The organism is Glycomyces paridis, from assembly GCF_004912155.1.
GTDB lineage: Bacteria > Actinomycetota > Actinomycetes > Mycobacteriales > Micromonosporaceae > Glycomyces > Glycomyces paridis.
In genome coordinates this window covers 146,210-158,555 of record NZ_STGX01000015.1, presented here as the reverse complement: position 1 = coordinate 158,555, position 12,346 = coordinate 146,210, and the positions used below count along the sequence as shown (strand labels likewise).

Sequence of the window (12,346 nt, the reverse complement as noted above, 5' to 3'; positions counted from 1 at the left end):
GTCCCCTACGGGCGGAGCATGGGCTACCGGTTCGCCCAAGGCTCCCTGTGGTCCGCGCTGGCCGCGGCCGACGTCGAAGCCGTCCCGTGGCCTGAGGTCGCCGGCTACGCCCGCCGCCATCTCGAGTGGTGGTGGGACAAGCCGATCCTCGATCCCGAAGGACGCCTGACCGTCGGCTACGGCTACCCGAACAACTCGGTGGTCGAGCAGTACCTCACCGCAGGCTCGCCGTGGTGGGCGATGAAGGTCTTCACCGGTCTGCTCGTCGGCCCCGAGCACCCGTTCTGGACCTCTACGCCCACCCTTCCGGGCCCTGTGGTGGCCCCGCACAAGGCCGCTCGTGCCGTCCACATCAGAGACGAAACCGGACACGTCACCCGCCTCAACGGCCAGGCCTGGCATCCCTGGGCCCGTGGGGGACAGGCTTCCTACGGGAAGTTCGCGTACTCCTCGCTCGCCGGGTTCTCCCATGCGGTCGCCGGTCCCGGCCTCGCCGCCGCGGCGCCCGACGGCGCGCTCATGCTCTCCGAGGACGGCCGCCACTGGCGCGGCCGTGAGGACTCCGACGAGGGTTCGATCGACGCGAACGGCGTGATCACCGTCAACTGGCAGCCCTGGGACGACGTCACCATCACCACCTCCCTCGAAGCGGCCGTCGACGGCTGGCACGCCCGCGTCCACGTCATCGAGACCGGCCGCACACTCCACACCGGCGAAGGCGGCTGGTGCGTCCCCAAACCCGGCCACACCTCCGAGACCGGCGACTCCCGCGCCACCGCCACCGGCCAGGGCATCCGCTCCGAAATCATCGACCCCGCCGCCACCCGCGAAGCCGAGGTCATCGAACCCGTGCCCGGCACCCACCTCTACTGGCCCGACACCGTGCTCCCCGTCCTCAGAGGCGTCCTCGAACCGGGCAAACACATCCTGAAATCTCTGATATATATCGGCACCGAGGCTTAAAGCCTCTCCTCTAAAACCAGACAAAACCCTAAAAAGCACACGGCTTCGCCGCGTACTCATCAAGAACAACGGCCTTCGGAACTCCATGCGGTGCAGGAGTTCCGAAGGCCGTTTGTCATGCGCAGCCGCTCAGTCGGGGGTTTCCGTGTCGATGTAGCTTCGGACCACGCCGCGGATGGCGTCGGCGTGGAGGTAGATGTCGTCGAGCGAACCGAGGAGATGGCGGGTCTCGGTCTTCGCCTCGTCGAAGGTGCTCAGGTACTTCTTGGACTTGCCGTTGAAGTGCAGTCGGGCTACGGGCCTGCGGTTGTTGTCGTCCAGAAGGATCGCGCAGTAGCTCTTGGCGTCGCGCTGCACGATCCGGTGCGGCTTGACTTCACTGCACGCGATCGCCTTCACGATCTGGTAGCCGCCGATCTCCTCCAGGGTCGTCTCCACCTCGGACTCGCGGTCGCCCTCCGGTTCGGGCTCGGTGTGGTCGGCGGCGGCCTCGATCGGCTCGGGCTCGGCGGGCATCGGGAAGCTGGAGCCGAGCGCGGACTGAAGGCGGCTGTTGACCTGGTCGTTGAGGAACTGCGCCGAGGCCTTCGCGACCAGGGGAGTGAACTGCTCGCGCACTCGCTGCGTGAATGAGCCCTCGTAGACCCGCACGGTGAGGAATTTGACCCAGTCGGGCTCGGGCTCTTTGAAAAGCGTCGTGAGCGATCGTTTGATCTGGCCGATGTACTTCAGTTCTTCGGCGGCGCTGATGATCGAGTCGAGGTCGAAGGACTCTTTGGTCAGTTTTCGCAATTCCGGCAGCAACATCTCGTCGAGGTCGTCGAAATCGAGCACCAGGAACGGCTTCGCGTCCATGCGGTTCGGCGCGTCGAGATCGGTGAAGAACTGGTAGGCGACGCCGTTGGTGAGCACCGCGATTCGGGCATTGGTCACGGCGAAGTACCGGTAGAGCTGAGAGGCGTGCTCGAAAGTGAGCGAGTCCTGCGGGCGCTTGCACTCGATGAGGATCTGCACTTCGCCGTCGTGGAGGATGGCGTAGTCGATCTTCTCGCCCTTCTTCAGGCCGACGTCGGCGGTGAACTCGGGGACGACCTCCTGCGGGTCGAAGACGTCGTATCCGAGGACCGTCGAAATGAAGGGCATGATGAAGGCGTTCTTGGCGGCCTCCTCCGTCTGGATGAGATCGCGCTGATTCCGGACTTTCGTGATGAGTGCGGCAACCTGCTGATTGAAATCCATGTCCCGCTCCTTTGCAAAGTCATGGCGAAGGGCTGCGAATCGGCTTCGCTTGAGGGGGATCGTATCGAGCGGTGAACAGGCGGGCAATACCGTGTGTCGACTCGATCAGGTGACGGTTCGGAATGCGTTCCGAATGGCATGGCAATGCCTCGGTCTGCAATGCTTTCACCCATTCGACCGGGATCAGAGGATGTCGAAGTACCAGAGGCCCAGGTAGGCGATGGCGGCTATGAAGGCTATGACGATGAGGAGGACGAGCCAGCCGGCGGCGGCTTCGAGGAGGGAGGGGCGGCCGCTGTCTCCGGTGGCGGCGGCGACGGGTTCCCAGACGGTCTCGTCGAGGATGCGCATGGGGGCGATGGCCTTGGCGGGCGGGTACCAGGCGCGGGACTGGGCCTCGGTGGCGGTGCGGTTGGCGGGTTGGAGGCGGCCGCGCCGGTTGTAGGCGAAGAGGGCCACTTCGGACTCGTCGGCGAGGGCGGCGACGTCCGGGGGCACGGGCATCGAGGTGTACAGGCGCCTGCGGCGGTCGGGGGAGCCGGTGCCGACGATCATGGGGATGTCCGCGGCGGTGACCTCCTGGCCCGGGGCCTTCACGGCCGCGACCGTCCGCGTCGACTCGACCGTCGCCTCCCACTGCGGGCTCGGCAGCGCCTCGCCCTGGACCTTGTCCAGGTGCTTGAGGTGCGCCTGGAGGAGGTTGAGGAGCGCATACGCCTGCGGGGGCACATCGGAGGGCAAGTTCATGAGTGGAAGTGTCACATACGGTCGCCGGTGACCGCCGCGTCCATGGGTCAGAACGGCTCGATTTCGGCGCCGAGGAGTTGGAGCCGTTCGGCGAGCTGCTCGTAGCCGCGGTGGATCACGTTGATGTGGCGCAGTTCGGAAGTGCCCCCGGCGCGGAGCATGCCGAGGAGGAGGACGACGGCCGGGCGCAGTGCGGGCGGGCAGACGACCTCGGCGCCGTTCCAGTCGACGGGCCCGGCGACGGCGAGGCGGTGCGGGTCGAGCAGGCGCACCTTCGCGCCGAGGCGGTTGAGCTCGGTGAGGTAGATGGCGCGGTTCTCGTAGACCCAGTCGTGGATCATGGTCGAGCCCTCGGCGCACGAGGCGATGAGCGCGAAGAACGGCAGGTTGTCGATGTTGAGGCCCGGGAAGGGCATCGGGTGGATCTTGTCCATCGGCGCGCGCAGCGGCGAGGGGTAGACGGTGAGGTCGGCGAGGCGGGTGCGGCCGTTGGCGGCCAGGTACTCGTCGCTGCGGGAGTAGACCAGGCCCATCTCCTCGGTGAGGGCGAGTTCGATCTCGACGAACTCGATGGGGACGCGGCGGACGGTGATCTCCGAGGCGGTGACGACGGCCGCGGAGACGAGGCTCCAGGCCTCGATCGGGTCCTCGGAGGGCGCGTAGTCGACGGGGACGTCGATGTCCTCGCGGCCGTGGACGGTGAGCGTGGTGGTGCCGACGCCGTCGATGCGGACGCCGAGGCGTTCGAGGAAGAAGCAGAGGTCCTGGACCATGTAGTTGCACGAGGCGTTGCGGATGACGGTGGGCGCGGGGTAGCGGGCGGCGGCCATGACGGCGTTCTCGGTGACGGTGTCGCCGCGTTCGGTCAGGACGATGGTGCCGGGCGGGTCGACCTGGTCCTTGACGGTGGCGCGGTAGGCGCTGCGGGAGGACTCGACGGAGAGCCCGAAGCGGCGCAGGGCGACCATGTGGGGCTCGACGGTGCGGTCGCCGAGCTCGCAGCCGCCGGCGAAGGGCAGTTCGAACTCGGCGTAGTCGTGCAGGAGCGGGCCGAGGAACATGATGATCGACCGGGTGCGCCGGGCGGCGTCGGCGTCGATGCGGGTGAGGTCGAGGCGTTCGGGCGGGGTCAGGCGCAGGTCGCCGTCGTCGCCGATCCACTCGTAGGCGACGCCCATGGAGCCGAGCACCCTGAGGATGCGGTTGACCTCCTCGATGCGCGCGACGCGCCGCAGTGTGGTGGTGCCGCGGTTGAGGAGGCTGGCGCACAGGAGTGCGACGCCCGCGTTCTTGGAGGTCTTCACGTCGATCGATCCCGAGAGCACGGCGCCGCCTCGCACCCGAAGGTGCCGGGGGCCCGTGGCCGGGATGCCGGTTTCACCGCCGTACTCGAACATGCGGTCAGCGTAACGGGTTTCAGTGTCCAGTTGGGGCAATCGCGTTCAACGGTCCGCGCAGCTCAGGCCGGGGGTTCTGAGGCCTTGGGCGGCTTCACGGTCGTGTTCGAGGCGGCGGGCCGATGCCTTCGGCGGCGCGGATGCGCTCGTCCAGGAGTTCCATGACGGCGGCGACGGCGGGCCTGCGGGCGCCGCCGCGGAGGGTGACGGCCTGGAAGTGCCGGAAGGGCGTGAAGGGCCCGGAGACGGGCACGCGGACGAGGTCGAGGTGGTGGGGGAGGTCGACCAGGCGGGGGATGAGGGCGACGCCCATCCGGTGGGCGGCCATGACGGCGATGACGAGCCACTCGCGGGCCTCGCCGGTGACGGTGGGGCGGAAGCCCGCGTTCGAGCAGGCGGTGAGGACGTGGCGGCGGTGCATGGAGCCGGGGACGCCGAGGACCCACGGGTCGCGGGCGAGGTCGCGCAGGTCGACGTCCGCGGCGTCGGCGCAGCGGTGGTCGCCGGGCACGACGAGGTCGAAGGGGTCGTTGAAGACGGTGCGGGCGTCGAAGCGGATGTCCTCGGGCGGCGGGTTGTCGGGGGTGGCCTCGACCAGGGCGAGGTCGGCGTCCCCGGCGAAGAGGAGGTCGAAGCTCTCGGAGGCCTCGGATTCGCGCAGGCGCAGTTCGAGGGCGGGGTGGCGGTCGCGGGCGGTGTCGACCAGGGGCGCGAGGAGCGTGGCGATGGCGGTGGGGAAGCCGCACAGGCGCAGGAGGCCGGAGGGTTCGCCCTCGGTCGCCTGGATCTCGGCCTCGGCGAGGCGCCACATGGCTTCGATGGCGTCGATGTGGGCGATGAGGATGTGCGCGGCGGCCGAGAGGCGCACGCCGCGCCCGACGGGTTCGAGGAGGGGCACGCCGAGGTCTTTGGAGAGGAGGCGGATCTGCTGGGAGGCCGCGGAGGTGGACATGTGGAGGGCCTTGGCGGCGCCGGAGACGGTGCCGTGGTGGGCGACGGCGCGGAGCACGTGGAGGCGTCTGAGGTCGATCACCGCGGGCCTCCGTTCGCTTTAGTCGCCGCTTCACGATGAGTTTCGCAAACTCGCGTCATCAAGGTGTTGTAGCCGGACCAATGGGTCCTTAACCTCGATCCTGAGCGTGAATCTTCGGCCGTTTCGGCGCAGCGCTCTCCCAGGTCCGCACGTCGCTCTCACCAGGGCGCGGGGCCTCCGCACGCCCATTCTCCGAGGAACTCCCATGCACGACTTCGACGTACGCATTCTGCTCCAGATCGGCGGGGCGGTCCTGTACATCACCAATTACCTGCTGGTGCAGACGCATCGGCTCCAGGCGACGCGTCCGGCGTCGCTGTGCCTGGTGATCACGGCGTGCTCGATCCTGCTGACCTCGGCGATCCTCGGCCGGGACTGGGGCCTGATCCTCCTGGAGGGGACCTGGCTGGTGATGGTGGCGGTGACCCTCGTCGTGCGTCAGCGCGCGGCGGTGCGTCGGTCGGTGTTGGAGCGTGAGGCCGCGGTGTCGGCGGTGGTGGAGTCGCGGGGTGCGGTGGCGGGTGTGGAGTCGGTGTCGGTGGAGTCGCGGGAGCTGGCGGGGGCGTCGGCGTAGCCGTTTGGGGCGGTTAGGCTCTGGGCGTGGCTATCCGAGTGCTCATTGCAGACGATCAGGAGATGGTGCGCGCCGGTTTTCGGGCGATCATCGATGCGCAGCCGGACATGGAGGTGGTGGCGGACGCTCCTGACGGTGTGGTGGCGGTCGCGGAGGCGCGGCGGTTGAAGCCGGACGTGTGTCTGTTCGATATTCGAATGCCGCGGTTGGACGGTCTTGAGGCGACGCGGACGTTGTTGGCGGGGGCGAACGGGACGGGTCCGCGGATCGTGGTGGTGACGACGTTCGACACGGATGAGTACGTGTACGGGGCGTTGCGTTCGGGTGCGACGGGGTTCTTGTTGAAGGATTCGGGGCCGACGTTGTTGGTGGAGGCGGTGCGGGCGGCGGCGAGTGGTGAGTCGTTGGTGTCGCCGTCGGTGACGGTGCGGTTGTTGGAGCGTTTGACCGAGCCGGTGGTGGAGGATCCGCGGGCGGTGCGGGTGTTGACGGAGCGGGAGTTGGACGTGGTGGAGTTGGTGGCGCGGGGGCGGACGAATGCGGAGATCGCTTCGGCGTTGTTCGTGTCGGTGTCGACGGTGAAGACGCATTTGGAGGCGGTGCGGGCGAAGTTGCCGGCGCGCAATCGGGTGGAGATCGCGGCGTGGGCGTGGGAGCACGGGGTCGTGGGTTGAGGGTTGTGGGCTGAGCGCGGTGCGGACGATCGCTGTCGTCGTGTCGGAGACCGAGACCGTGGTCAACCGGTCGAGGTTCGTGTGCACGCTGTATCGGGTGGAGTCGGATGCCGACGCGCGCGGGCGGATCGGTGCGCATCGGAAGGCGCGGTGGGACGCGACGCACAACTGCACGGCGTATGTGCTGGACGAGGGTCGGGTGGCGCGTTCGAGTGATGACGGTGAGCCTGCTGGTACGGCGGGTGTGCCGATGTTGGAGGTGCTGCGGGGGCGTGGTTTCACCGAGGTGCTGGCGGTGGTGACGCGGTATTTCGGCGGGGTGAAGCTCGGTGCGGGGGGTCTGGTGCGGGCGTACGGGGGTGCGGTGTCGGCGGCGTTGGACGCGGCGGGTGCGGTGGAGTTGGCGTGGTGGACGCGGTTGTCGGTGCGGGTGGACTACGGGTCGGCGGGAAGCCTGGAGGGGCTGCTGCGGTTGCGTGAGGACGTGCGGTTGTGGGGGGTGTCGTTCGGGTCGGAGGTGGTGTTCGATCTGGCGTGTGCGGACGCGGAGTTGCTGGTGGGGTGGTTGGCGGGGCAGACGGCGGGTGCGGCGGTGGTCGAGCCGGCGGGTCGGTCGCGGGTGGAGTTGTAGAGTTCGGGGGTCAGCGAGTTTTGAGAGGCAGTGATGACCCCACCGATTGTGAACGATAACAAGGCGTTCGCGAACCCGTTCATCCTCGAACGGGCCGATCCGCAGATCCTGCGCCACACCGACGGCCGGTACCACTTCACGGCCACGGTGCCCGCGTACGACCGGATCGTGATCCGTTCGGCCGATTCGCTCGCGGGCCTGCGCGACGCGGAGGAGACGACGATCTGGCGGCGCCACGCGGAGGGCGCGATGGGTTCGCACATCTGGGCGCCGGAGCTGCACTGGATCGACGGGGCCTGGTACGTGTACTTCGCGGCGGGCGAGGCCGAGTCGGCGACGGCCGACGTGTGGCGCATCCGCATGTACGTCCTGGAGAACCGCAGCGCCGACCCCCGCGAGGGCGAGTGGGTGGAGAAGGGCCAGATCCGCACCCCGATCGACTCGTTCTCCCTGGACGCGACCACGTTCGCGCACCGCGGGCGCCGCTACCTGTGCTGGGCGCAGCACAACCCGGCGCTGCCGGGCACGAATACGAGCCTGTACCTGGCCGAACTCGCCGACCCGTGGACGCTCGCGGGGGACCCGGTGGAGATCAGTCGCCCCGAACTGCCGTGGGAGACGGTGCGGTTCGCGGTGAACGAGGGCCCGTACGCGATCGTTCGCGGCGGCCGGGTCTTCGTGACCTATTCGGCGGCGGGCACGGGCGCGGAGTACTGCGTGGGGCTGCTCAGCGCCGACGCCGAAGCGGACCTGCTGGATGCGGCCTCCTGGTCCAAGAGCCCGGTCCCGGTGTTCGCCACCGACGCCGAGCACAGGATCTTCGGGCCGGGCCACAACGCGTTCACCGTCGACGAGGAGGGCCGCGACCTCCTGGTGTTCCATGCGCGCGCCTACGCCGAGATCGAGGGCGACCCGCTCGACAACCCCGATCGGCACTGCCGGGTCCAGCCGTTCGGCTGGCGGCCCGACGGCACGCCCGATTTCGGTCGGCCGCTGCCGGAGTCGTAAGTCGCCGGTGGCCTTGCGGCCCTTCTTGACCTCGGAGCGGCGGCGCTTGTCCTCCATGCGCCGCCGCTTGGCGCCCTTGGAGGGCTTGGTGGCCCTGCGGGAGGGCGGCGGGGCGGCGATGGCGCGGCGCAGGAGCTCACCGAGGCGTTCGAGCGCGGCTTCGCGGTTGCGCAGCTGGGAGCGGAACTCGGAGGCGACCACGACGACGGTGCCGCCCGCGGCGCGGTCGCCGAGGCGTTCGAGGGCGCGTTCGACCAGCGCGGCGGGGAAGGCCTTGGTGGCGGCGAGGTCGAAGACGAGTTCGACGCGGGAGTCGGTGGTGTTGACGCCCTGGCCGCCGGGTCCCGAAGCGCGCGAGAACCGCCAGTGGAGTTCGGCGTCGGGGACGGTGTACCGGTCGGTGACGGTCACGGGCATGGTCGGGCCTTCGGTTCAGAGTGCGGTGCGGGCCCAGCGGGTGAGCATCGCGAGGATCGGTCGGCGCCGTTCGAGGACGAGGGCGTCGGAGCTGCCGGGGTCGTAGTGGGCGCTGCCGGTCGACCGGCCCTGTGCGAGGTTGGCGAGCATCGCGGGGGCGAGCCAAGCGTACTTGGCGGCGCCGGTCGCGGCGATCGCCGTGCGCACGGCCTCCCCGTCGGCGGCGGGCCCGAGCCCTTCGATATAGGCGTCGGTGAGGGCGGTCTCGGTCTCGGCGAGGCGCTCGACCGGTTGGAGGCCGTCGAAGAACGTGTCGGCGATGAGGTTGGCGACGTCCTCGCCGATCGCGCCGGTGCCGGTGAAGGACCAGTCGAGCAGGACGGGCCCGGTGTCGGTGCGGATGAGGTTCATGGGCCACACGTCGAGGTGGCCGATCGTTTGCGGGAGCGCTTCGGCGAGGTCGAACAGGTCGCTGCGCCGGTGCCACAGGTCGGCGAGGCCGGCCCTGAGGTCCTCGGGCCAGTGCGCGGCGGCGACCGGGTGGTCCCAGTCGACGCCCGGATAGTCCCGGCGCCCGGCGTAGCGGCGCAGGAACCGGCGCGAATGCCACGGCTGTTCGGCCGCGGGCCGGGCCTGGACGGCGCCCAGGCGCCGCGCGAAGTCGGCGAGGTCCCCGATCGACCAGTCCCGGCCGTGGACGCCCTCGACCGCTTCGAGCCACAGCTCGATCGACCCGTCCGCACGCTCCCCCTCCGCCAGGATCTCCGGCGCCCCGATCCCGCCCTCGCGGCCGTAGGCGGCGGCGAACCCCGTCGTGTAGGCGAGGTGCTCGCGCCGCCAGTAGTTCCAGTCGCGCAGGTCGGTCGAGGCGGGCCAGTGCGCGTACCCCTCGCCAGCGGGCGTCAGGTGCTTGAGGACGGCCTCGCCGCCGGGCCCGGCGACACGCCAGATCCCGCCGGTCGCCTGATTCCCGGCGTTGTGGGCCAGGGGCCGGCCGACGGTGAGGGGTGGGCCTATGGGCGAGTGGAGCGGGTGGTCGAGCACCGGGTGATCATGCCACCCGGTCGCGTTCGCCGCTACGGCGATTCGAGGAGGCCGCCGAGCATGGCGGCGGCCGGTCCGTCGTTGAGGGGCCAACGCCACAGCCGTCCCGCCCGGACCGCTTCTAGTCGGTGAAGTCCTGGACGGCCATGACGACGGTGCCGGTCTCGTCGGAGGCGTCGAGGTCGACGGTGAAGACCATCGCCCAGTCGCGGTCGCCGGCGGGGTCGTCGAGGGTCTGGCGGACGGTCCAGGTGCGTCCTTCTTTGGCAATGTCGAGCAGGTCGGCGCCGCGGGCGGGTCCGGCGGTGCCGATGTCGTCGTGGGCTTGGAAGTACCGTTCGAGGCTCGCGTCCCATTTGGCGGCGGGCCAGCCGGTCTCCAGGGCGGCGAGGGCTTCGACGCGGTCGGCGGCGGCGAGTTCGACGTGGCGGAAGGCGGCGTTGCGGACGGCGATGGTGAAGGCGCGTTCGTTGTCGGTGAAGGCCCTGGCGGGGCGGCCGGTGTCGATGTCCTCCTCGTCGCCGGGGTTGGTCAGCTGCTCCCATTCGTTGATGAGGGAGGAGTCGGTCTGGCGGATGGTCTCGCCGAGCCAGGCGGTGAGGTCGTCGAGTTCGTCGCCGCCGGTGTCCTCGGGGAGGGTCTGGACGAGGGCCTTGTAGGCGCTGGAGAGGTAGCGCAGGAGCAGGCCTTCGGCGCGGGGGAGGCCGTAGAGGCCGATGTACTCGCCGAAGCTCATGCGGCCCTCCCAGATCTCGCGGAGGATCGATTTGGGTTCGAGGCTGTAGTCGGCGGCCCAGGGGTGGCTGGTGCGGTAGGCGCCGAAGGCGTCCTCGAGGAGTTCGGCGAGTGGTTTGGGGTAGTCGACTTCGGTGTCGTCGAGCTGGTTCATGCGGTCGTAGTAGTCCAGGCCGTCGGCTTTCATCGCCTCGATCGCGGCGCCTTTGGCCTTGGAGCGCTGCGCGGCGAGGATCTGCCCGGGCCCTTCCAGGGTCGATTCGACGATGGAGACGACGTCCATCGGATACGTGTCGGCTTCGGCGTCGAGGAGTTCGAGTGCGGCGAGGGCGAACGGTGCGAGCGGCTGGTTGAGGGCGAAGTGGTCGGGCAGGTCCACGGTGAGGGTGACGCGGCCCTGGGCGATGTCGATGATGCCGGCGTCGCGCAGCGTCCGGGCGATCGTCAGGGCGGTGCGGGCCATCTTCAACTGGGTCGCCCGGTCGGCGTGGGAGTCCTCGATGAGGGTCCGCACGTGGGTGAAGGTGTCGCCGCCGCGGGCGAGGAGGTTGATGAGCATGGCGTGGCTCATGCGCATTCGCGACTGGAGCGGTTCGGGCGGTGCCTCGGCGAGGGCCGCGAACGTCTCGTCGGACCAGCCGACGAACCCTTCGGGCGGTTTCTTCTTCGCCATCTTCTTGCGTTTCTTCGGGTCGAGGCCGAATTTGGCCATCGCCTTCTCGTTCTCGACGACGTGGTCGGGGGCCTGGCACACCACGAAGCCCTCGGTGTCGTAGCCGGCGCGGCCGGCGCGGCCGGCGATCTGGTGGAACTCGCGTGAGCGCAGGCGGCGGGTCCGGCGCCCGTCGTATTTGGCCAGGCCGGTGAACAGGACGGTGCGGATCGGGACGTTGATGCCCACGCCGAGGGTGTCGGTGCCGCAGATGATCTTCAGCAGGCCCTGCTGGGCGAGGCGTTCGACCAGGCGCCGGTACTTGGGGAGCATGCCCGCGTGGTGGACGCCGATGCCGGAGCGGACCAGGCGCGCGAGGGTCTGCCCGAACTTCGTGGTGAACCGGAAGCCGCCGAGGGCGGCGCCGATCGCGGCCTTGGCGTCCTTGTCGACCAGGTTCAGGCTCGACAGCGACTGCGCCGTGTCGAGTGCGGCGGCCTGCGTGAAGTGCACGATGTACGCCGGGGCCCGGTTGTTGGCGACGAGGTTCTCCACCGTCTCGTGCAGCGGGGTCTTGCGGTACTCGTAGTGCAGCGGCACCGGGCGGGTGGCCGAGGCGATGAGCGCGGTCTCGCGGCCGGTGCGGCGGGTCAGGTCGGCCTGGAAGAACGCGGTGTCGCCGAGGGTCGCGGACATGAGCGTGAACTGGGCGCGGTTGAGTTCCAACAGCGGGACCTGCCAGGCCCAGCCGCGGTCGGGTTCGGCGTAGAAGTGGAACTCGTCGGCCACCACCGAGTCGCAGTCCAGGGCCGCGCCTTCGCGCAAGGCGAGGTTGGCGAGGATCTCGGCGGTGCAGCAGATGAGCGGGGCGTCGGGGTTGACGGCGGCGTCGCCGGTGAGCATGCCGACGTTCTCGTGCCCGAACTGCTCGCACAGCTCGAAGAACTTCTCCGACACCAGGGCCTTGATTGGCGCGGTGTAGAAGGAGGTGCGCTGGTTGGCCAGCGCGTTGAAGTGCGCGGCGGCGGCGATGAGTGACTTGCCCGACCCGGTGGGGGTGGCGATGATGGTGTTCTGGCCGGTGCAGATGGCCAGGAGGGCCTCTTCCTGGTGGTCGTAGAGGACGATGCCGGTGTCCTCGGCCCACTGGGCGAACGCGGTGTAGACGTCGTCGGGTTCGGGTGTGTTCGAGTCGGGCAGGTAGTCGATGAGGCTCACGGTGGTCAATGGTG

Annotated in this window: 11 protein-coding genes and 1 pseudogene; 5 read left to right on the top strand and 7 right to left on the bottom strand. The window is 69.4% G+C overall.

Annotated elements, in window-relative coordinates; translation table 11 throughout:
• Positions 1-963, top strand: a 963-nt coding sequence (locus E9998_RS19375) for a DUF2264 domain-containing protein (protein WP_136531334.1), incomplete at its 5' end; no start/stop codon positions are given.
• Between the two features lie 129 nt (positions 964-1,092).
• On the opposite strand, the gene E9998_RS19370 is transcribed toward E9998_RS19375, so the two are convergent.
• The 4 genes from E9998_RS19370 to E9998_RS19355 all read right to left on the bottom strand — a co-directional run bounded on the left by E9998_RS19370 (position 1,093) and on the right by E9998_RS19355 (position 5,379).
• Positions 1,093-2,202 (bottom strand): type I restriction endonuclease, encoded by a 1,110-nt coding sequence (locus E9998_RS19370; protein WP_136531333.1) that lies wholly within the window; start codon positions 2,200-2,202, stop codon positions 1,093-1,095.
• A gap of 183 nt (positions 2,203-2,385) precedes the next feature.
• Positions 2,386-2,949: a hypothetical protein gene (locus tag E9998_RS19365; protein WP_136531332.1), complete on the bottom strand. Its 564-nt coding sequence runs from the start codon at positions 2,947-2,949 to the stop codon at positions 2,386-2,388.
• A gap of 47 nt (positions 2,950-2,996) precedes the next feature.
• Positions 2,997-4,346, bottom strand: a complete 1,350-nt coding sequence (locus E9998_RS19360; protein WP_136531331.1) for a UDP-N-acetylglucosamine 1-carboxyvinyltransferase — start codon at positions 4,344-4,346, stop codon at positions 2,997-2,999.
• A 94-nt stretch (positions 4,347-4,440) separates the two neighbouring features.
• Positions 4,441-5,379 (bottom strand): LysR family transcriptional regulator, encoded by a 939-nt coding sequence (locus E9998_RS19355; RefSeq protein WP_136531330.1) that lies wholly within the window; start codon positions 5,377-5,379, stop codon positions 4,441-4,443.
• 205 nt (positions 5,380-5,584) lie between these two features.
• Here E9998_RS19355 and E9998_RS19350 point away from each other — a divergent pair, with 205 nt between their 5' ends.
• The 4 genes from E9998_RS19350 to E9998_RS19335 all read left to right on the top strand — a co-directional run bounded on the left by E9998_RS19350 (position 5,585) and on the right by E9998_RS19335 (position 8,266).
• Positions 5,585-5,953 (top strand): CBU_0592 family membrane protein, encoded by a 369-nt coding sequence (locus tag E9998_RS19350; RefSeq protein ID WP_136531329.1) that lies wholly within the window; start codon positions 5,585-5,587, stop codon positions 5,951-5,953.
• Positions 5,954-6,015: 62 nt separating this feature from the next.
• Complete coding sequence (locus E9998_RS19345; protein ID WP_420842457.1) at positions 6,016-6,627, top strand: response regulator; 612 nt, start codon at positions 6,016-6,018, stop codon at positions 6,625-6,627.
• A 40-nt stretch (positions 6,628-6,667) separates the two neighbouring features.
• Positions 6,668-7,258 (top strand): IMPACT family protein, encoded by a 591-nt coding sequence (locus tag E9998_RS19340; RefSeq protein ID WP_240037683.1) that lies wholly within the window; start codon positions 6,668-6,670, stop codon positions 7,256-7,258.
• Between the two features lie 48 nt (positions 7,259-7,306).
• On the top strand, positions 7,307-8,266 hold the full coding sequence (locus tag E9998_RS19335; RefSeq protein WP_204745541.1) for a glycoside hydrolase family 43 protein: 960 nt from the start codon (positions 7,307-7,309) through the stop codon (positions 8,264-8,266).
• Here the strand turns inward: E9998_RS19335 and arfB are convergent.
• From arfB to E9998_RS19320, 3 genes and pseudogenes are all read right to left on the bottom strand, one after another.
• Positions 8,267-8,683: pseudogene (gene arfB, locus E9998_RS19330) on the bottom strand (alternative ribosome rescue aminoacyl-tRNA hydrolase ArfB); the annotation flags it as partial.
• A gap of 15 nt (positions 8,684-8,698) precedes the next feature.
• The gene (locus E9998_RS19325; RefSeq protein WP_136531325.1) at positions 8,699-9,727 is read right to left on the bottom strand and encodes an aminoglycoside phosphotransferase family protein; all 1,029 of its coding nucleotides are present in this window, start codon (positions 9,725-9,727) and stop codon (positions 8,699-8,701) included.
• 121 nt (positions 9,728-9,848) lie between these two features.
• Entirely contained in the window at positions 9,849-12,332 is a 2,484-nt protein-coding gene (locus E9998_RS19320) for a DEAD/DEAH box helicase (protein ID WP_136531324.1), read from the bottom strand.
• Positions 12,333-12,346 lie beyond the last annotated feature (14 nt).

Excerpts from the sequence above, each read along its gene's own strand:
- E9998_RS19370 (WP_136531333.1), bottom strand. The coding sequence starts at position 2,202 with ATGGATTTCAATCAGCAGGTTGCCGCACTCATCACGAAAGTCCGGAAT.
- E9998_RS19365 (WP_136531332.1), bottom strand. The coding sequence starts at position 2,949 with ATGAACTTGCCCTCCGATGTGCCCCCGCAGGCGTATGCGCTCCTCAAC.
- E9998_RS19360 (WP_136531331.1), bottom strand. The coding sequence starts at position 4,346 with ATGTTCGAGTACGGCGGTGAAACCGGCATCCCGGCCACGGGCCCCCGG.
- E9998_RS19350 (WP_136531329.1), top strand. The coding sequence starts at position 5,585 with ATGCACGACTTCGACGTACGCATTCTGCTCCAGATCGGCGGGGCGGTC.
- E9998_RS19345 (WP_420842457.1), top strand. The coding sequence starts at position 6,016 with ATGGTGCGCGCCGGTTTTCGGGCGATCATCGATGCGCAGCCGGACATG.